This is a genomic window from Janthinobacterium aestuarii, assembly GCF_046113285.1.
GTDB lineage: Bacteria > Pseudomonadota > Gammaproteobacteria > Burkholderiales > Burkholderiaceae_D > Janthinobacterium.
On the sequence record NZ_CP142524.1, the window covers coordinates 1,484,256 to 1,502,395 of the forward strand.

Genomic DNA, 18,140 nt, shown 5'->3' on the forward strand with positions numbered 1-18,140 from the left:
AATTAAGTTAATACGCCGCCTTGGCGGCTTTCGCCAAGGCAATCAAGCCATTGGTCGAGCTGTCGTGGTGGTCGGGACGGGCTTCGCCCGTCAGTTCGGCCTGGATTTTCTTCGCCAGCACCTTGCCCAGTTCCACCCCCCACTGGTCGAAACTGTTGACGTTCCACAAGACGCCCTGCACGAAGGTCTTGTGTTCGTACAGCGCGATCAGGGCGCCCAGGGTGGTCGGGGTCAGCTGGTCCATCAAAATGGTGTTGCTGGGGCGGTTGCCGGGGAAAGTCTTGTGCGGCACCAGTGCTTCGATTTCGCTTTCCGGCAAGCCCTGCGCCTGCAGGTCAAGGCGCACTTCCTCGGCCGTCTTGCCCGTCATGAAGGCTTCCGACTGGGCGAAGCAGTTGGCCAGCAGGGCATCGTGGTGGCCCGGCAAATCGTGCGTGGCGCGCAGGGCGGCGATGAAGTCGATGGGGGTGATGTCCGTGCCCTGGTGCAGCAGCTGGAAATACGCGTGCTGGGCATTCGTGCCGCAATCGCCCCAGATGACGGGGCCGGTCGGCACGTCGACGGGCACGCCATCCTTGGTGACGCGCTTGCCGTTGCTTTCCATGTCCAGCTGTTGCAGGTAGGCGGCGAAGCGGCTCAGGTCCTGGTGATACGGTGCGATGGAAACGGAGCCGCAATCGAGGAACTGACGGTTCCAGAAGCCGACCATGGCCAGCACGACGGGCATGTTGTCTTCGAGGGGCGCCTGGCGGAAATGCTGGTCCATCGCATGCGCGCCGGCGAGGAAATCGCTGAAATATTCAAAACCGACGGACAGGGCCACGGCCAGGCCGATCGAGGACCAGACGGAATAACGGCCGCCGACCCAGTCCCAGAACGGGAACATATTGTCCGGCGAAATGCCGAAGTCGACGATGGCTTGCGTGTTGGTCGAGACAGCCACGAAGTGTTGCGCCAGATCCTTTTCTTCGCCTTCGAGCAGGAACCAGGCGCGCGCCGTGTTGGCGTTGAGCATGGTTTCAGCGGTAACAAAGGTTTTCGAGGCAACAATGAACAGGGTGGTTTCCGGATCGACTTTCGACAGGGTCGCTTCCATGTCGTGACCGTCGACGTTGGAAACAAAGTGCATTTCCAGCCCCGGGTTGGCATACGAGCGCAGCGCCAGGCACGCCATTTTCGGGCCCAGGTCCGAGCCGCCGATGCCGATATTGACGATGTCGCAAATCGGTTTGCCTGTGTAGCCGAGCCAGCTGCCATTGCGGACCTTGTCCGTAAATGCCTTGACGCGCTGCAGTACATCTTGCACGTCAGCATCGATATCCTGGCCATCGACCATCAGCCTGGTGCCGCGCGGCGCGCGCAAGGCGGTATGCAGAACGGCCCGATGTTCGGTAAGATTGATTTTCTCGCCGGTGAACATGGCTTCGCGCTGCGCTTCCACGCCGCGCTCGCGGGCCAGGTCCATCAGCAGCGCCATGGCGGTGGCGTCGACCCGGTTCTTCGAGTAATCGAGCAGCAGGCCGGCCGCATCGACCGTCATCGTCGAGAAACGTGCGGGGTCGGCGGCGAACAGCTGGCGCAGATGCACTTCGCGCAGGCTGGCGCTATGCGCTTGCAGGGACTGGAAACTGACGGTGGCGGTGATGGCAGGAGTAGGTGCTGGCTGGCGCATGGCGGTCGGCTTGGGTGCTTGTCTCGGTTGAAAGGAGCGCGGCGCGTTCGTGGTGGCGAACAGCGGGTCCGGCATTGGTATGAGAATAATACATCAGAAAAACGTAATTTCACTACAGTTTGTGACGCGAAGCGGATTTTGTTGTGCTTTTTTTAGCGATTGCGCCCGTGCCATATAAGAGCTATGTTGACAGCTGCCGATACGCGATATTTGCCGGGCTTGCCTTGATACGCCGCAATCCGTGGCTTATTTGTGCGGTCGGCCCATGCAAGAGTGCTTCTTCTTCACCATTTTGTAGTAAAATTTCACGAAATACTCATTTTTAAGGAAATCCATATGGCGCTGCATCCAGTAGTCGAATCCGTAACAGCGCGCATCATCGCGCGCAGCCGGCCATCGCGCGGCGCCTACCTGGCGCATCTGGATGCGGCCCGCATCCAGGGCGTGCAGCGCGGCGCCCTGTCGTGCACCAACCTGGCGCACGGCTTTGCCGCCTTTCCCGCCAACGACAAGCTGTCGCTGAAGGAATACAAGAAGCCGTCCGTGGCCATCGTTTCCTCGTACAACGACATGCTGTCGGCGCACCAGCCGTTCGAAGGCTTCCCGCAGATCATCAAGCAAGCCGTGCGCGAAGTGGGCGCCGTCGCCCAGTTCGCCGGCGGCGTGCCCGCCATGTGCGATGGCGTGACGCAAGGCCAGCCGGGCATGGAACTGTCGCTGTTTTCGCGCGACACCATCGCCATGTCGACTGCCGTGGCGCTGTCGCACAATATGTTCGACGCCGCCCTGTACCTGGGCGTGTGCGACAAGATCGTGCCGGGCCTGTTGATCGGCGCGCTGCACTTCGGCCATTTGCCGGCCGTCTTCGTGCCGGCCGGTCCGATGACGTCGGGCCTGTCGAACCAGGAAAAAGCCAAGGTGCGCCAGCTGTATGCACAAGGCAAGGCCACGCGCGAAGACTTGCTCGAAGGCGAGTCGAAAGCCTACCATGGCGCCGGCACCTGTACCTTCTACGGCACGGCGAACAGCAACCAGATGCTGATGGAAGTGATGGGCCTGCATTTGCCGGGCGCCGCCTTCATCACGCCGAACACGCCGCTGCGCGATGCGCTGACCAGGGCCGCCGCCCAGCGCGCGGCCGTCATCACGGCGCAAAGCGGCAGCTACTTGCCAGTCGGCCATATCGTCGACGAGAAATGTATCGTCAACGCCGTCGTGGGCTTGCTGGCCACGGGCGGCTCGACCAATCACACCCTGCACCTGGTGGCGATCGCCAAGGCGGCCGGCATCGTCATCGACTGGAACGATTTCAATGAACTGTCGGCCATCGTGCCGATGCTTACGCGCATCTACCCGAACGGTGACGCCGACGTGAACCATTTCCACGCGGCCGGCGGCACCGGTTATCTGATCCGCGAACTGCTGGATGCGGGGCTGCTGCACGACGACGTCAACACCATCCTGGGCCACGGCTTGCGCGCGCATTGCATGGAGCCGTTCCTCGGCGAAGACGGCAAGGTCTTCTGGAAAGATGCGCCGGCCGCCAGCGCCGACGAAAACGTGCTGCGCCCGGCCAGCAATCCTTTCGCGCCGGACGGCGGCATGGTGCTGGTGGCGGGCAACCTGGGCCGCGCCGTGATGAAGGTGTCGGCCGTCAAGCCGCAGCACCGCACGGTCGAAGCACCTGCCCTGGTATTCAATTCGCAGGAAGACTTCATGGCCGCCTACAAGGCCGGCACGCTGGACCGCGATTTCGTCGCCGTGCTGCGCTTCCAGGGTCCGCGCGCCAACGGCATGCCGGAACTGCATGCGCTGACCCCGGCGCTGGCCAACCTGCAGGATGCGGGCCGCCACGTGGCGCTGGTCACCGATGGCCGCATGTCGGGCGCGTCGGGCAAGGTGCCGGCCGCCATCCACGTCTCGCCTGAAATCCTCGCCGGCGGCCCCCTGGGCCTCGTGCGCGACGGCGACATCATCCGCCTCGACGCCTTTACGGGCGTACTGGAGGCGCTGGTGCCGGCCGACGTCTGGCACGCGCGTGCGCTGGTCACGGCCGACCTGTCGCCGAACCACGTCGGCATGGGCCGCGAGCTGTTTTCCATGTTCCGTTCCACCGTCAGCGCGGCGGAAGAGGGTGCCACCACCTTCGGCCTGCCGTCGCCGATTCCCACCACCGTCGCCTTGCACGACGCCGACAATGTCGGCGATACCGTACCGGGTTCCGATGAAGACTTTTTGGCTAGGAAATAAGAGATGACCATGACACTACTGGAAATTATGCGCACCTCGAGCGTGATCCCCGTGATTGCGATCGACGATCCTGAACACGCCGTACCGCTGGCGCGCGCGCTGGTGGCGGGCGGCATCCGCGTGCTGGAAGTGACGCTGCGCACCAAGCACGGCCTCGAAGCGATCCGCGCCATGTCGGCCGTGCCGGGCGCCATCGTCGGCGTGGGCACCTTGACCCGTCCCGAGGAATTCGTGCAGGCACGTGATGCGGGCGCCGTCTTCGGCGTTTCGCCGGGCCTGACGTCGGCCCTGGTGGCGGCGGCGAAAAGCAGCGGCCTGCCCTTGCTGCCAGGCGTGATGACGCCAGGCGAAGTGATGGCGGCGCGTGAAAACGGCTTCCAGCAGCTGAAACTGTTCCCGGCCGTACCGGCGGGCGGCATCGGCATGCTCAACGCGATCTACGGCCCGCTGCCGGACATCACGTTCTGCCCGACGGGCGGCATCTCGCAAGAGACGGCGTCGCAGTTCCTGGCGTGCAAGAACGTCGCCTGCGTGGGCGGCTCGTGGCTGACGCCGAAAGACGCGATCGCGGCCGGCAACTGGGGCCGCATCACGGAAATCGCCAAGGCCGCCAGCGGTCTTCGATTGGCTTAAGCGGTACTGGCGCGGCAGGCTTTACGCTTGCCGCGCTTTCTTCTCTTCTTCTTATGCGAGTCTTGCGCCGCCCCCTCACCATCGGCGAAACCGCCATGGCCCGCAGCGTCTTCCAGGGCGCCATCGACTACGCGCGCGTGCGCGTGGTGCGCGGCTCCTTTTTACCGTTCGGCCTGCAGGACCAGAACACGGCGATGACGCCGCGCGGCAGCCTGCATTTCATGCCGGCCCAGTACCGCGACGACTTTTCCCGCGAAGGCAACAGCGGCAAGCTGTTCTTCATCCACGAAATGGTGCACGTGTGGCAGTACCAGCTCGGCTACGGCGTGCTGCTGCATGGCGTGCTGCTGGCGCTGCGCGGCGGCTACATCGGGCAACGGGCCTACCGCTACGATGCGCAGGCTGGCGGCGTGCTGTCCGACTTCAACATGGAGCAGCAGGGCGACATCATCGCCCACTACTTCGGCGCGCGCCAGCTGGGCATTCCCGCCTACGTGGCGAAACTGCCGCAGCTGCAGGATATCCTGCAGGGCTTCCTGATCAACCCCGCCGACCGCCGCCTGCTGCCGCGCTGATGCCTGCGTCACGGTGTCGCGTTCGATGCCAGGCGCACGTCCGGTGCGCGCAGGCTGGCCGCCGCATCCTTGCCCAGCAATAAACGCAGGTCGGCGCCCGCGCCGATGCCGCTGTCGCCGGCCGCCTGCAGTTGCGGCATGCCGCCCAAGGCCAGCGCCAGGGCGGCCGCTGCCTCGGCGTGCCCGGGACGGTAGACGATGCTGCTGGCCTGGATGCCGTAAGGCCGCTGGTTGCCCAGCCGCAGCACGCTGATGCCCATGCCGCCCAGCATGCCGCGCATGCGCGCCGCCATCCCCGTTTCTCCATTGCCGTTGATGACTTCCAGCCGTGGCAGCGGCGCCGCCTGCTTCGCCAGGGCGGGCACGGCGGCCGGCGCGGCGCGTGGCGCCACGGGCGTGTCGCGCCAGCTCAGCGTGAAGATATTCGGCTGCGACTGCGTCAGCTGCAGGCGGCTGGCCGGTGCCGCCGGCTTGGGCGCCGGCGCCAGATCGGGCGCGACGGCGTCCGCAGTGGCATCGATGGCATCGACTGTGCTGACGCTGCGCGCCAGCGCCGCGATAGCCAGGTCCAGGTTGGCGCGCGCCGGCTGCTGGCCGTTGTCGAGCTGCAGCGACTGGCGCAGCACGCTGGCCGCCTGGTCGTAATCGCCCTGCAGGTACAGCACGTAGCCGAGGTTGTTGTAGGTCCTGGCCGTCGGCGCCTCTTGCGCCAGCGCCTGCAGCATGGCGCGCGCCGTGTCCAGCTGGCCCAGCTGCGCGTGCAGCACGGCGGCGCCATTGCGTGCATCGGCCGAGTCGGGCTCAAGCAGCAGCGCTTCGCGGTAGGCGGCCATCGCCGCGCGCGGATCGCCCAGTTCCTGCATGCGCTTGCCCAGCTTGCAGAACGCGGCGCTGCGGGCGGCGGGGCTGTCAATGCTGCGCGCCCGGGGCGGGGCGGCGTGATTGGCCTGGCTGTGCTGGCTGGCGGGACCGGGCAGGTGGCCGCAGGCGGGCAGCAGGCCGGCGCAGGCGAGCATGAGCATCAGGGTGGTGTGCTGTGACATGGCGGTTCTCCGGTCAGCTGCCGCTGCCCATGCTGGGCAGGAGCACGCGGTAAATTTGCAGGAAGGCTGGCCCCATCAGGACGACCAGCAGCGAAGGGAAGATGAAAAAGATCAGCGGGAACAGCAGCTTGAGGGCGATCTTCGCCGCTTCTTCCTCGGCCATCTGGCGGCGCTTGGTGCGCAGCTGGTCCGACTGCACGCGCAGCGACGCGGCGATGCTGGTGCCGAAGCGCTCGGCCTGGATCAGCATGGCCACCAGCGCGTCGACATCCTCGACGCCCGTGCGCAGGGCCAGGTTGCGCAGCGCCCGCTCCTTGGTGTTGCCGGCGCGCAGTTCCAGCATCACCAGATGCAATTCCTCGGCCAGCACGGCGCTTTTCAGGGCGATCTCGGCCGCCACCCGGGCCAGCGCCGCATCCATGGCCAGGCCTGCTTCCACGCACACCGTCATCAGGTCCAGCGCATCGGGAAAGCTTTCGAAGATATCGCGCTGGCGCCGCTTGATCATTTGTGCCAGCACGATATTGGGCAGGTAGTAGCCGATGGCGGCCACGATCAGCAGCCAGAACAGCAGCGCCTTGCCCGCCATCTGGCTGCCCGAGGCGCTCAGTCCCAGAAACAGCAGCAGGGGCAGGCCGATGGCCAGCATGGTCTTGGCGGAAAAGAACAGGATGGGCGCCGACGCCTGGCGCAGGCCGGCATTCATGAAGCGCCGGCGCATCACGGAGCCTTCCCAGCCCTGCTCGGGCAGCGACAGTCTGGCCAGGGGGCCGCTCAGGCGCACCATGCGCGCCAGCCAGGGGCTGGGCGCCGATGCGCCGGGCGCCGCCGCGCTCTTGCCGGTGGCGTTGTCCATGCGCTGGCGCAAGGGATCGGGCGCAAAGCTGCGCATGGCCACCAGCACGGTGCCGAAGACGGCAATGAAGAGCAGGGCGAGAAAGGCGATATGCACGGGATTCATGAGGGTTCTCCTTGCGGGCTCAGACGCGGATGCGGATGATATTGCGCATGACCAGGATGCCGCACACCATCATCACCAGGGCGCCGGCGAGCATCTTGCGTCCGCCCGGGTCGACGAACAGCATTTCCAGGAACTGCGGATTGGTCAGGTGGATCATGGCCGCCGCGCCGAAGGGCAGCAGCGACAGGATCCAGGCCGACAGCTTGCCTTCGGCCGACAGCACGCGCACCTGTCCCAGCAGCTTGATGCGCTCGCGGATGATGCGGCTGATGCTGTCGAGCAGTTCGGCCAGGTTGCCGCCCGTTTCGCGCTGGATCAGCACGGCGATGACGAAGTAGCGCAAGTCCGTGCTGGGCACGCGCGTGGCCAGGTTCATCAGGGCGTCCTGCATGGCGATGCCGAAATTGACTTCGTCGAAGGTGGCGCGAAATTCCACGGCCAGCGGCGCGTTCATTTCATCGCCGACCATTTTCAGGGCGGTGGGGAAGGCATGGCCGGCGCGCAGGGCGCGCGCCATCAGATCCAGCGCATCGGGCAGTTGCTGCTCGATGCGCTGCAGGCGCTTGGCCTTGGCGCGCAAGACCACCAGCAGCGGCAGCAGGGCCGCGCCCGCCACCAGCGGCAGGAGCAGCAGCCACGGCACACTGAGGTAGATGAGCAGCAAAAATGCGGCGCCGGCCGAGGCCAGCATCACGCCGGCGAAGCTTGCCACGCTCCAGCTCAGGCCCGACTGCTCCAGCAGGCGGTCGAGCGCATGCACGCGGGGCACGCTGAGCAGCACGCGCTGCAGGGCCGGGGTGTCGCTCAGCAGGCGCTTCTTGATCATCGAACTGCCCGTGTCGCCATGCGCGCCGGCCGACATGATGCGCAGGCGGCGCGCGACCCTTTCCGCTTCCGGGCCGCGCGAGGTGTTCCATGCCAGGTACACGCCCTCGATCAGCAGTACCACGGCGATGAAGGTGAGGATGGCGAATACGTAATAGAGATAGTCCATGATGCTCCCCTTAATGGTACTGGCGGGCGGGATCGAACAGGGTTTCCGGCAGGCTGATGCCGAAGGCGCGCAGGCGTTCCAGGAAGCGCGGCCGCACGCCGCTGGCATGGAAATGCCCCTGCACCGTGCCGTCCTCGCCGATGCCCGTCTGGCGGAAGGTGAAGATTTCCTGCATGGTGATCATCTCGCCCTCCATGCCTGTGATTTCCTGGATCGACGTGACCTTGCGCTTGCCGTCCGTCAGGCGCGACACCTGCACCACCACGCTGATGGCCGAACTGATCTGCTGGCGCATGGCTTTCACGGGCAGGGCCGCGGAAGCCATGCTGATCATGTTTTCCAGCCGCGTCAGCGCGTCGCGCGGGGTGTTCGCGTGGATGGTGGCCATCGAGCCTTCATGGCCCGTGTTCATGGCGCCCAGCATGTCGAGCGCCTCGGCGCCGCGCACCTCGCCCAGGATGATGCGGTCGGGGCGCATGCGCAGTGCGTTGCGCACCAGCGCCCTTTGCGTTACCTCGCCCTTGCCCTCGATGTTCGCGGGCCGCGTTTCCAGGCGTACCACGTGCGGCTGCTGCATCTGCAGTTCGGCCGCGTCCTCGATGGTGACGATGCGTTCGGCCGTGCTGATGAAACCGGAAATCGCATTGAGCATGGTGGTCTTGCCGCTGCCCGTGCCGCCCGAGATCAGGATGTTGACCTTGGCCTTGCCCAGCGCCTGCAGGGTGGTGCTCATTTCCTCCGTCAGGCTGTGCTTGAGCAGCAGGTCGGCCAGGCGCAACGGCTGGGCCGAGAAGCGCCGGATCGACATCACGGGGCCGTCGATGGCCAGCGGCGGGATGATGGCGTTCACGCGCGAACCGTCGGGCAGGCGCGCATCGACCATGGGGCTCGATTCATCGATGCGCCGGCCCACGCGCGAGACGATCTTGTCGATGATCTTCATCAGGTGGGCGTCGTCGGTGAAGCAGACGTCGCTCAGCTCCAGGCGGCCATGGCGCTCGACATACACCTGCCGATAGGTGTTGACGAGGATGTCGGACACGCCGGGATCGGCCAGCAGCGGTTCGAGCGGGCCGAAGCCGAGCACCTCGTCCTGGATGTCGCGGATCAGCGAGCGCCGTTCCAGCTCGTTGATCACCACATTGTCTTCCGTGAGCACGTCGCTGACGAGGATTTTCAGCTCTTCGCGGATCTGCTCGCGCGACAGGCGCTGCATGCCCTCCAGGTCGACGCGGTCGAGCAGCGCCTGGTGGGTGCGGTGCTTGAGCTGCTGGTAGCTGTGGCTCGCTGCGCCCTGGTGCGCGGCATCGTCATTCAGGCTGGCGTCATCCTGGGCATAGCCCAGGCGGTCCCGCAGGGTGAGTTTTTCGGCAGTCATGGTCGGTCTCCGGTGAGTGGGGCGGTATCAGGCTCGAGGATCAGGCTGGAGCCTCAGGCGCGCGCGAGCAGCCGCGAAACCCAGCTTTGCGCGGCGGGCGGGGTTTCGCCTGCCAGGCTGGCGGCCAGTTCCTGCAGGGCGCGCGAGACGGCGTTGTGCGGCGTCAGCTTGAGGATGGGCACGCCCTGGCTGACGGAGGCCGCCACCGCTTCATAGTGGTTGGGGATGGATTTGTAGACGTGCTTGCCATACGCCGCTTCCAGGTCGGCCACGCGGATGCTGTCGCTGCTGGCATAGCGGTTCAGGATCAGGCGGACCTTGTCTTCGCGGTAGCCGAGGCCGCGGAACACGTCGAGCAGGCGCTTGCCGTCGCGCACATACGGCAAGGTTGCCTGCAGCACGGGGAAGATCAGGTCGGCCCGGTCCAGCGCGCGCACGCTGACGGGGTCGAGTCCGCGTCCCACGTCGAGCAGGATGTAGTCGTACTGGCTGCGCGCCAGGGTCAGCAGTCGGTCGATATGGTCGGCCTCGACGTCGGCCGCATGGGCCGGGTCGTCGGCGGCGGCCAGCACGCTGTAGGCGGGCGTGATCTGGATCATGCTGGCGCTGAGCAGCGACGCATCGAGGCGCACGATCTGCTGCGACAGCTGCGACAGGGTGGTGGCCGGCTTGTGGTCCGAGACGAACAGGGCGGCGTCGCCGAACTGCAGGTTCAGGTCGAATAGCGCCACCTTGCGCTGTTCGCCGGCGGCCAGCGCGTAGCCGAGGTTGGCGGCGATGAAGGTGGCGCCGCTGCCGCCCTTGCACGAGACGAAGGCCAGCACCTGGCCCTTGCGCGTGACCTGTTTCTGCAGCTTGTCCTCGATGCGGCGCAAGGCGGCGCACAGGGCCGCGTCGTCGTCGGGCTGCAGCACTTCGCGCACGCCGGCGCGCATCGAGCGCAGCAGGAATTGCGGACTTTGCTGCTGACATTGCACGATGATGGCCAGGTTCGGATGGCGCCCGCCCAGCAGTTCGAGCCGTTCCAGCTCCGCCTCGCCCGTCTGCTCCTGCTCCAGCAGCAGCAAGTCCGGCGTGACGCCGTTGTCGAACACATCCGGTATGCTCGCCAGCAGCGAGACGCGGTCGGCCGCGCTGCGTTCGCGCAGCAAACGGGTCAGCCGCTTGAGCTGGGCTTCATTCTTCGAGACGATGACGATATTCACTTGGTACTCCCCGGTAAAGGCATTCGGTAAAGGCGTTCAGTTGATCTGGAAGCCCAGGCTTTCGGCGTGCATGACCACCACCGAGGCTGGCACGGCGATATTCAGAAAGCCGAACAGGCTGACCATCGGCGTGTAGCTGACGTTGTCGATCGATACGCGCACGCTGTCGATGCAGCTGGCCGTGCGCGTGATGTCGCCGCAGGCCGACAGGTTGTCGCCCGGGTCAGTCGGCGGCAAGGTCACTTCGGCGCCGCTCTTGTTCAGGTAGCGGATGGTGATGTTGGCAGCCGTCAGTTCGGGCGCGGCCGGCAGGGCCGTGCCGCCGAACAGGGCCAGGGTCTTGACGGCGTCGGTCTGGTCGATCCAGCGCACCACCGCTTCGCGCGCGGCGCGGCGGCTCACTTCCTGCACCGTGTTGTACAGGTACAGCATGCGGCCGAATTCCAGGATGCCGAACAGCAGGGTGAAAAACAGCAGCGACACCAGGGCGAATTCGACGGCGGCGGCGCCGCGCTGGAGCCCGGCTGGAGGAGACGATGAAAGGCGGTGGCGCATGGCGTTCTCCTTACAGCATGTAGCGCATGGTGGTGCGCGGTGCGAGCGGCGTGGCATAGGTGCTGGCTGCGCCGATCACGAAGGGCAGGTACTGGCCCACCGACAGCGTGTAGTTGACGACTTCGACGCGGATGCCGCCCGGCGCCGTGCCGTCGGTGCAACTGCTGTCGTTGAATGCCGCGTCCAGGCAGGTGACCGTCACGTTGGCCGTGGTGAAGTCGCTGATGCCGGCGCTGACGGCCGCATCGGCCACCGTCTGTCTGGCCGCCGGCACGCCCTGCGAGGCGATGCCGGCCTTGGCCTTGACGGACATGTTGCGCGCCGCGTCGCGCGTGGCCTTGTTCAGCGCGTCGTAGTACCAAAAAGCGCGGCCGAAGCCGAAGATGCCGGCCAGCAGGGTGATCAGCAGTGCCAGCACGATGCCGAATTCGACGGCGGCGCCGCCGCGCTGGCTGAGAGGGGAAAGGTGGATGCGCATGGCCGCCTCACTTGTAGAGTTTGATTTCGGAATTCGGCACGGGCTCGATCAGGCCCGCGAACTCGACGTCGAGGCGCTTGGTGCCGCCGCTGAAATCGGCTTTCATCGTCATGAAGAATTTGCCGATACCGACCGCGTTCATGGTGCCGCACGAAGCCGGCCCGACGGGCGCCGTGCGGCAGTCGACCAGCACCACGTTGAGGATGCGGCGGTTGCGCTGGCCCGGATGGGCCACCGATGGCGCCTGGAACGTGGGGCCGCTGGTCTGGTTGTATGGCGCAGGCGGCGTACTGGCAGGAAAGCCGGCGCCGGCGCTGACGGGGTAGCTGGCCGTGTCGAAGTAATTCGCCTTGGCCGTGCTGTACATGGGGTTGGCGTTGCCGTCCGCGACGCTGTAGGCCGTGCCGGCCTTGGCCGGGGTGGCGCCATTGCTTTGGTAGGCGGGGCCGTAGGACCACAGCACGCCGTAGCCGGCGAACTGCGCGAACGTGGCCGACGGTGCCGGGACGGGACCGGCTGACGGCAGCTGGTAATTCGGTTTGTTGCCGGCCAGGCTGACCGGCTGCTGGCTGGGCAAGGTGCTGGCGCCCGGCTGCATCCAGCCGGTGGGCGGCGAGTTGGCGGCAGCGGCGGCGCAGGGCGACGCGGCGCCCACGCACGGATATTCCTTGATGTTGGTGTCGGGCGGCGCCGTCGCGGGGTCGCACACGGATGGCCCGCCGTAGTCGTCGAAGCGCGAATTGAGCGAGGCGGCCAGCGAAGCCGTCAGCCCCGTGTTCGTGTAGACCTGGCCCGTGCCGCTGGTGATGACGGCGCTGCTGCCCGTGCACATGAATGGCGCGGTGGAGGCGGCGCTCGCGTGCGAGGCGCTGCAGCTGCCGGGCGGCGCGTCGACGGGGTTGATCAGGTAGGGATCGGACGGCCCGCCCAGCGGATTGAGGCCGAACAGGTTGTAGGTGACGCCGCGGCGAAAGCCGAATTCCACCAGCTCCGTCAGGCCCGTGCCGGCCGGCGCGGCCGGATACGTGTATTGCGCCGTCTTGTTGGCCGGATCGACGGCGCACACGCCGATCGGCGTGACGTCGTTGACGAAGCGCCCCGCCACGGCCACGCCCGAGGTGCTGGTGCTGGCGATGCCGGCGATGCCCATCAGGTAGGTGGCGAAGGTCTTGCTGCCCGTGTCGACGCGGATGAAGGTCTGGCCCTGCGGGCTGGTGCGGGCGCTGGCGCCGGACGACCAGGGACCGTCCGGGCTGGGGCCGAAGCTGATGTTGGCGGCCGTGATGGTCAGCGCGGTGGAAAAATCGTAGCGGTTCTTTTGCGCGATGGCGATGGCCTTCGTCTGCGCGTTGTCGATGCCGGCGGCGCTTTGATTGAGTTCCACGGCGCCCGCCAGGGCGGCGCTGTCGGCGCCGTTCTGCAGTTCCGTCTTGGCGATGTACAGGTGGCCCAGGTCCAGCACCAGGCCGCCCATGGCGAACAGCACCACCAGGGTCAGCCCCAGCACGATGGCGATCGCGCCCTGCTGCTTGTCGTGCCTGCGAAATGCGGTCTTCATGGCTGTCTCCTGGTGGCCTGGGGGGAGTGCGTCGCGAAACTGGCGCCTACTGGCGTCCGCCCACGCCGATGGTGAAGACATTCGGCTGCGGTTCCGGCGCGGCGAACGATTTCTGGTAGCGCTGGTAGGCGCTCGCGCCGGCCTTGCCGTCGATGCCGCTGACGGGGTCCATGTTGCGGTAGGCGTCCGGATACATGATCTGCTGCGCCTTGAGCAGGGCCACCGATTCGCCGAAGTGCGAATCGAGCACGGGCGTGGTGGTGGCGGCGCAGCCGGCTAACAGCAATAGCGACAGCAGGGTGGCGCAAGGCAGGCAATGTGCGGTTTTCATGGTGTTCTCCTATTTGAGGTCGAAGCCGGCGGCGGACTGGGGCGCGGCCGCTTGCGGCTGCATGGGCGCTGCCGGCGCTGCGGGGGCGGCAGCAGGAGTGGGCGCGCTGCCTTCCATTTTTCCCTGCATGAACATGTCGCCGCGCGTCGGCTGGATGTAGCCGTCGGTGGGCAGCTTGTAGTCGGCTGGCAGCGGCTTGACCAGGTGCGGCGTGATGATGAAGACCAGTTCCGAACGGTCCGTCTGGAAGTCCGTGCTGCGGAACAGGGCGCCCAGCACGGGCACTTCGCCCAGGCCTGGCAGGGCCTTGATATTGCTGGTCACGTTGTTCTTGATCAGGCCGCCGATGGCGAAGCTCTGGCCGTCGAACAGCTGCACCGTGGTGGTGGCGCGCCGCGTCGTGAACGAGGGCAGGATGGCCGTGGCCGAGATGCCGGTGGCGGTGATGCCGATGCCGTCCTTGTTCAGGTCCGACACTTCCGGCGCCACCTTCAGGTTGATGCGCCCCCCATCGAGCACGGTGGGCGTGAATTTCACGGCCACGCCGAATTCCTTCTCTTCCAGGGTGATGGTGGGCACGCCGTTATTGTTGCTCTGGCTGACGGGGATGAAGATTTTGCCGCCGGCCAGGAAGCTGGCCTCCTGGCCGCTGATGGCCATGATGTTCGGTTCGGCCAGCACCTTGATCAGACCATCGCGTTTTTGCGCGTCGAGGTTGAAGAAGTTGTTCTTGCTGGCGCCGCTCAAGCCGCTGGGATTGTTGCTGAGAAGGCTGGACAGCAGCGAATACGACCAGCTGCCGATGGTCTTGTTGATGCCCAGACTGGCGCCCAGCTGGTCGACCAGCACCTTCGACACTTCGGCCACCTTCACTTCCAGCATCACCTGCTGCGGCGCGGCGATCGACAGCAGGTTGATCACGCGCGGTGCGGCCGCATCGGGCGTGGCGGCGGGAGCGGCAGCGGCGGCGCCCGCGCCTGCGGCTGGCGCGGCGCCGGAGCTGGCCGCGCCGCTGCGGGCGCTGCGCTGCACATAGGCGTTGGCCAGCGACAGGGCCTGGTCGGCCTTGACGACGTCGCTGACCATGCCCGACAGGATCAGGGTGTCGCCCGCCACCGTGACGTGGATCTTTTCGTTCGGCAGCAGTTCGGCCATGCGTGCCTGCAGGCTGCTGCTGTCGATGCCGACGGCCAGGTCGATGATGGTGGCGTCATTGCTCTTGTTCCACAGGATCAGGTTGGTGGTGCCGACGGAACGCCCCAGCAGGTACACCTCGTTGGGATTGAGCAGGATGACGTCGGCGATGCGCGGGTCGCCGACGGACATGCGGCTGGCGGCGAACGGCAGGCGCATCAGGGTCGACTTGCCTTCGGCCAGGCTCATTTGCGGCGCCATCTCGGTACGGCCGGCGCGCGATTCGCTTTGCGGCGGCGTGGCCCTGGGCCGGGCGGCGGCCCGGCTGCTCCTGGCTGCGCCCGTGTCGGTGCCGGCGGCGGTGGCGGCAGCGGCGACGGGTTCGCCGCGTGCCTGGGGCGCCAGGGCGCCGATCATGGCGAGGGCAAGCGCCAGGCTGAGTACCCGGCTTCCGCTTGCTGTGCAATATGTGCTCATGGCGTGACTCCTCTGATGCAGGTTAGAATTGTTGGGAGCTGCGTTCCAGCCCCTTGATGACATCGACGCGTGGACCGGCTTGAGGCGCGGGTGCGGCGGCGGGACGGCGGCGTGGCAGCGGCTTGGCTTGCACCATGGCGGCGGGGGCGGCCATGGCGACCTTTTCATCGAGCAAGCTGGACTTGGTGGCGCCTTCCGTGTTGACGGGCTTGTCCTCGACCTGATTGCGCAGCACCAGCGACAGGGTGCCCACGCTGCGCGCCAGGTCGAGTTTTTCAGCCTGGTCCGGCGTCAGCTCCAGGGTCACGGCGTTGACCACCTTGGGCTTGGTGTCGTCGCGGCTCGATTCCTGGGCGATGGCCAGCACGAGGATGCGTTCGAGCACGATCTTGGAAATGTTCGGATCGCGGTCCGGCGTCTTGCGGGCCCCTTCGCCCTGGGTGTTGACGAGGATGTCGACGAAGTTGCCGGGCAGGGCGAAGCCGGCCACGCCCACCACGTCGTTGACGCGCACGGTCATGGCGCGCTTGCCCTCGGCGACGACGGCCGACAGGCCGCCTTGCGTGCCGGGAGGCGCCAGCTTGCCTTCCATGATCGGTTCGCCGTGCTGGATGCTGGTGCGCGTGACGCGCGTTTCCAGCAGTTTCGGATCGTTGATGGCACCGGGCGGCAGCGCGTTCGATGGCCAGTCGACCATGCGCACCATGTCGGGCGTGAGACGCGCCCCCAGGCTGATGTCGACCTGGGCCACGGCCACCTTGTTGATGTTGCCCGAGGCTTGGGCATTGATCCAGCGCGCGGCCACGATGACCGCGGCGAACGCCAGGATGACCGCAATGGCCATCATCGTCAGAGCGCGTGCGTTTCTCATTTTGCTTCCCCTTTGTGCTGGACCGCTGCCGGTCCGGTGTGTGTGCTTGCGAGGTCGTTATCGCTGCCGAAATAGTTTTGCCATGCCCAGAACAGGACTTCCGGAGACAGTTGCGCCGGGTGGTCTTCATAACGCGCCTGGTCGCAGACCTGCGCGAGGATGTCGCGCGGATAGCAGGCGAGCAAGGGCCGCTTGTAGAGGCTATGCAGGTGCAGCAGGTAGGTGTAGGAGGCTTCGTCGAAATTGATGCCCAGCTGGGCGCAGGTGCTGCGGAACACGGCCAGGTAGTGGTAGGCGCTCAGGGGACCCACATGGATCTTGTAGCCGATGCGGCGCAGGAAGGAATCGTCGGCCAGCTGCTGCGGCGCCAGGTTCGACGAGAACACGACGATGACGTCGAAGGGCACGGGGAATTTGTAGCCCGTGTGCAGCGACAGGTAATCGATGTGGCGCGCCATCGGCACGATCCAGCGGTTCATCAGTTCCACGGGCGAGCAGCGCTGGCGGCCCAGGTCGTCGATGATGAAGATGCCGTTGTTGGCCTTCAGGTGTGGCGGCGCCTGGTACAGGCGGGTGCCCTGGTCGAATTGCAGGTCCAGCATGTCGAGCGTCAGCTCGCCGCCCGTCAGCACGGCGGGGCGTTCGGCGCGCACCCAGCGCGGGTCGGATGGCACGCGGCCTTTGTTTGACAGGGTGTGCAGCATGGGGTCGAGGAAGGGCAGCACTTCGCCGTCGACCATCACGGCATGGGGCAGGGCGATGGCGCCGCTGAGCAAGCCGTTCAGGCGCTCGGCCAGGTAGCTCTTGCCGCTGCCGGCGGGGCCGTGAAAGAACAGGGCGCGTCCGGAATTCATCGCTGCGCCCAGCTGGTCGAGCACGGCCGAACTGGCCACCACGTCGCGAAATTCGCGCTGCACGTCGTCGCGCGTGACATGCATGTCGGCCACGCTTTGCGCCAGCACCTGGTTGCTGTAATCGGCCAGGGCGACGGGGGCGGGACCGCTGTAGGCGTTGCGGCGCATGTATTCGGCGGCGCGCAGGCGGCCCTGGTCGCCCAGCAGGTAATACAGGTCGGCGTCGGTGCCGCTGCCGCCGTTGCGGCGCGCTTCGCACAGCTTTTCGGCGCGCATGAAGGTGAGCAGCGGTTCGAGCACGCCGGCGCCCAGTTTCACGTGCGTCGACAGGGCGGGCAGGCCGATCTGGCCGCGCAGGAAGAGTATCTTGACCAGCAGTTCGACCAGGAACAGGAAGGGCAATCCCGTTTCCTCGACCGTGCGTGGCGCGCGCTTGGCCGCCGGTTCGACGCCGCCGCCGTCGCTGCGTTCTGGATAGGTGTCAGGCATGATGGATACTCCTCGCTCGGATGGCCGGATATCAGAAGATGAAGGGCAGCAGGCGGTACTTCACCTGGCGCATGTAGACGCGGTAGCGCACGTCGGCGGACAGGAAACGCTCTTCGCGCAGCAGGCGCATCACCATCATGCCCATCGTCGCGACATAGATGACGGTGTTGACGGGCGAAGTGTTGGCCAGCAGGTAGCCGCTCAGGGAAATCAGGTAGCTGGCATACAGCGGATGGCGTATCACGCGGTAGACGCCGCCCGTCTTGATCTCGCGCTGCGCCGCCACCAGGCCGAAGCTGCGGTTCAGCGACAGCAGGCCGGCGATCTGCAGCAGGCTGCCGACGGCCAGCAGGTAGCGCGCGCCGGGCCAGATGGCCATGTCGGCGGGGGACAGTAGGAAGGGCGCGAAGGTGGCGCCGATGGCCAGCAGCCAGTCGCCCGCATCGGTGGAGACGCTGACGGGGGCCGAACGCACGATGAAGAACAGGGCGGCCAGGGTTTCGGCGGCGCAGAACAGCAGATAGCTCCAGTCGCCGCTGTGCAGGAATCCCACCACGTGGGCGCTGGCAAAGAACGTCCACAGGCAAGCCATGGCGATGCTGGTGAACAGGCTGGCGTGGCGCGAGTGGCAGAGGGTGGCGAGGGTGTCCATGGTCAGGTCCTATGGTGGCTGGTCGTCGGA

The 18,140-nt window shown here is 66.4% G+C and carries 17 protein-coding genes; 3 read left to right on the top strand and 14 right to left on the bottom strand.

Features of this window, described 5'->3' with window-relative positions:
• Positions 1-7 precede the first annotated feature (7 nt).
• A complete protein-coding gene (gene pgi, locus OX462_RS06685) occupies positions 8-1,672 on the bottom strand; it encodes a glucose-6-phosphate isomerase (protein ID WP_409028040.1) in 1,665 nt (554 codons plus the stop codon).
• A gap of 336 nt (positions 1,673-2,008) precedes the next feature.
• On the opposite strand from pgi, the gene edd reads away from it, so the two are divergent.
• The 3 genes from edd (at position 2,009) to OX462_RS06700 (ending at position 5,130) form a co-directional block, all read left to right on the top strand.
• Positions 2,009-3,922, top strand: coding sequence for a phosphogluconate dehydratase (gene edd / locus OX462_RS06690; protein ID WP_409028041.1), 1,914 nt, complete (start codon positions 2,009-2,011; stop codon positions 3,920-3,922).
• A 3-nt stretch (positions 3,923-3,925) separates the two neighbouring features.
• A complete protein-coding gene (eda, locus tag OX462_RS06695; RefSeq protein ID WP_409028042.1) occupies positions 3,926-4,555 on the top strand; it encodes a bifunctional 4-hydroxy-2-oxoglutarate aldolase/2-dehydro-3-deoxy-phosphogluconate aldolase in 630 nt (209 codons plus the stop codon).
• A gap of 62 nt (positions 4,556-4,617) precedes the next feature.
• Positions 4,618-5,130: a hypothetical protein gene (locus tag OX462_RS06700; RefSeq protein WP_081345913.1), complete on the top strand. Its 513-nt coding sequence runs from the start codon at positions 4,618-4,620 to the stop codon at positions 5,128-5,130.
• A gap of 8 nt (positions 5,131-5,138) precedes the next feature.
• Here the strand turns inward: OX462_RS06700 and OX462_RS06705 are convergent, their stop codons facing one another.
• Genes OX462_RS06705 through OX462_RS06765 form a run of 13 tightly spaced genes read right to left on the bottom strand, consistent with a single transcriptional unit; the run spans position 5,139 to position 18,110 of the window.
• Positions 5,139-6,173 (bottom strand): LytR C-terminal domain-containing protein, encoded by a 1,035-nt coding sequence (locus OX462_RS06705; RefSeq protein ID WP_409028043.1) that lies wholly within the window; start codon positions 6,171-6,173, stop codon positions 5,139-5,141.
• 13 nt (positions 6,174-6,186) lie between these two features.
• Entirely contained in the window at positions 6,187-7,134 is a 948-nt protein-coding gene (locus OX462_RS06710; RefSeq protein ID WP_070222413.1) for a type II secretion system F family protein, read from the bottom strand.
• 19 nt (positions 7,135-7,153) lie between these two features.
• Positions 7,154-8,128 (bottom strand): type II secretion system F family protein, encoded by a 975-nt coding sequence (locus OX462_RS06715; RefSeq protein ID WP_070222415.1) that lies wholly within the window; start codon positions 8,126-8,128, stop codon positions 7,154-7,156.
• A 10-nt stretch (positions 8,129-8,138) separates the two neighbouring features.
• Complete coding sequence (locus tag OX462_RS06720) at positions 8,139-9,506, bottom strand: TadA family conjugal transfer-associated ATPase (protein ID WP_070222417.1); 1,368 nt, start codon at positions 9,504-9,506, stop codon at positions 8,139-8,141.
• Positions 9,507-9,559: 53 nt separating this feature from the next.
• Positions 9,560-10,711, bottom strand: coding sequence for a CpaE/TadZ family protein (locus OX462_RS06725; RefSeq protein ID WP_409028044.1), 1,152 nt, complete (start codon positions 10,709-10,711; stop codon positions 9,560-9,562).
• A 36-nt stretch (positions 10,712-10,747) separates the two neighbouring features.
• Positions 10,748-11,266, bottom strand: coding sequence for a TadE/TadG family type IV pilus assembly protein (locus OX462_RS06730; RefSeq protein ID WP_121670236.1), 519 nt, complete (start codon positions 11,264-11,266; stop codon positions 10,748-10,750).
• Positions 11,267-11,276: 10 nt separating this feature from the next.
• On the bottom strand, positions 11,277-11,744 hold the full coding sequence (locus OX462_RS06735; RefSeq protein WP_070289154.1) for a TadE/TadG family type IV pilus assembly protein: 468 nt from the start codon (positions 11,742-11,744) through the stop codon (positions 11,277-11,279).
• 7 nt (positions 11,745-11,751) lie between these two features.
• Positions 11,752-13,302, bottom strand: a complete 1,551-nt coding sequence (locus tag OX462_RS06740) for a pilus assembly protein TadG-related protein (protein ID WP_121670235.1) — start codon at positions 13,300-13,302, stop codon at positions 11,752-11,754.
• Between the two features lie 46 nt (positions 13,303-13,348).
• On the bottom strand, positions 13,349-13,633 hold the full coding sequence (locus OX462_RS06745; protein WP_070222427.1) for a hypothetical protein: 285 nt from the start codon (positions 13,631-13,633) through the stop codon (positions 13,349-13,351).
• A gap of 9 nt (positions 13,634-13,642) precedes the next feature.
• Entirely contained in the window at positions 13,643-15,244 is a 1,602-nt protein-coding gene (locus tag OX462_RS06750) for a type II and III secretion system protein family protein (protein ID WP_070289156.1), read from the bottom strand.
• A 22-nt stretch (positions 15,245-15,266) separates the two neighbouring features.
• Positions 15,267-16,115 (bottom strand): Flp pilus assembly protein CpaB, encoded by an 849-nt coding sequence (gene cpaB, locus OX462_RS06755; protein WP_070313226.1) that lies wholly within the window; start codon positions 16,113-16,115, stop codon positions 15,267-15,269.
• Positions 16,112-17,458 carry a DUF8689 domain-containing protein gene (locus OX462_RS06760; protein ID WP_409028045.1) on the bottom strand — a complete coding sequence of 449 codons (1,347 nt, stop codon included), beginning with the start codon at positions 17,456-17,458 and terminating at the stop codon, positions 16,112-16,114. Before OX462_RS06760 ends, cpaB begins: the two co-directional genes overlap by 4 nt.
• A gap of 31 nt (positions 17,459-17,489) precedes the next feature.
• A complete protein-coding gene (locus OX462_RS06765; RefSeq protein WP_409028046.1) occupies positions 17,490-18,110 on the bottom strand; it encodes a methyltransferase family protein in 621 nt (206 codons plus the stop codon).
• Positions 18,111-18,140 lie beyond the last annotated feature (30 nt).

What these genes read in the sequence shown, in the direction of transcription:
- OX462_RS06765 (WP_409028046.1), bottom strand. Translation starts at nt 18,110, where the DNA reads ATGGACACCCTCGCCACCCTCTGCCACTCGCGCCACGCCAGCCTGTTC.
- OX462_RS06745 (WP_070222427.1), bottom strand. Translation starts at nt 13,633, where the DNA reads ATGAAAACCGCACATTGCCTGCCTTGCGCCACCCTGCTGTCGCTATTG.
- OX462_RS06740 (WP_121670235.1), bottom strand. Translation starts at nt 13,302, where the DNA reads ATGAAGACCGCATTTCGCAGGCACGACAAGCAGCAGGGCGCGATCGCC.
- edd (WP_409028041.1), top strand. Translation starts at nt 2,009, where the DNA reads ATGGCGCTGCATCCAGTAGTCGAATCCGTAACAGCGCGCATCATCGCG.
- OX462_RS06705 (WP_409028043.1), bottom strand. Translation starts at nt 6,173, where the DNA reads ATGTCACAGCACACCACCCTGATGCTCATGCTCGCCTGCGCCGGCCTG.
- OX462_RS06760 (WP_409028045.1), bottom strand. Translation starts at nt 17,458, where the DNA reads ATGCCTGACACCTATCCAGAACGCAGCGACGGCGGCGGCGTCGAACCG.
- OX462_RS06750 (WP_070289156.1), bottom strand. Translation starts at nt 15,244, where the DNA reads ATGAGCACATATTGCACAGCAAGCGGAAGCCGGGTACTCAGCCTGGCG.
- OX462_RS06735 (WP_070289154.1), bottom strand. Translation starts at nt 11,744, where the DNA reads ATGCGCATCCACCTTTCCCCTCTCAGCCAGCGCGGCGGCGCCGCCGTC.
- OX462_RS06730 (WP_121670236.1), bottom strand. Translation starts at nt 11,266, where the DNA reads ATGCGCCACCGCCTTTCATCGTCTCCTCCAGCCGGGCTCCAGCGCGGC.
- OX462_RS06715 (WP_070222415.1), bottom strand. Translation starts at nt 8,128, where the DNA reads ATGGACTATCTCTATTACGTATTCGCCATCCTCACCTTCATCGCCGTG.
- pgi (WP_409028040.1), bottom strand. Translation starts at nt 1,672, where the DNA reads ATGCGCCAGCCAGCACCTACTCCTGCCATCACCGCCACCGTCAGTTTC.
- OX462_RS06710 (WP_070222413.1), bottom strand. Translation starts at nt 7,134, where the DNA reads ATGAATCCCGTGCATATCGCCTTTCTCGCCCTGCTCTTCATTGCCGTC.
- eda (WP_409028042.1), top strand. Translation starts at nt 3,926, where the DNA reads ATGACCATGACACTACTGGAAATTATGCGCACCTCGAGCGTGATCCCC.
- OX462_RS06720 (WP_070222417.1), bottom strand. Translation starts at nt 9,506, where the DNA reads ATGACTGCCGAAAAACTCACCCTGCGGGACCGCCTGGGCTATGCCCAG.
- cpaB (WP_070313226.1), bottom strand. Translation starts at nt 16,115, where the DNA reads ATGAGAAACGCACGCGCTCTGACGATGATGGCCATTGCGGTCATCCTG.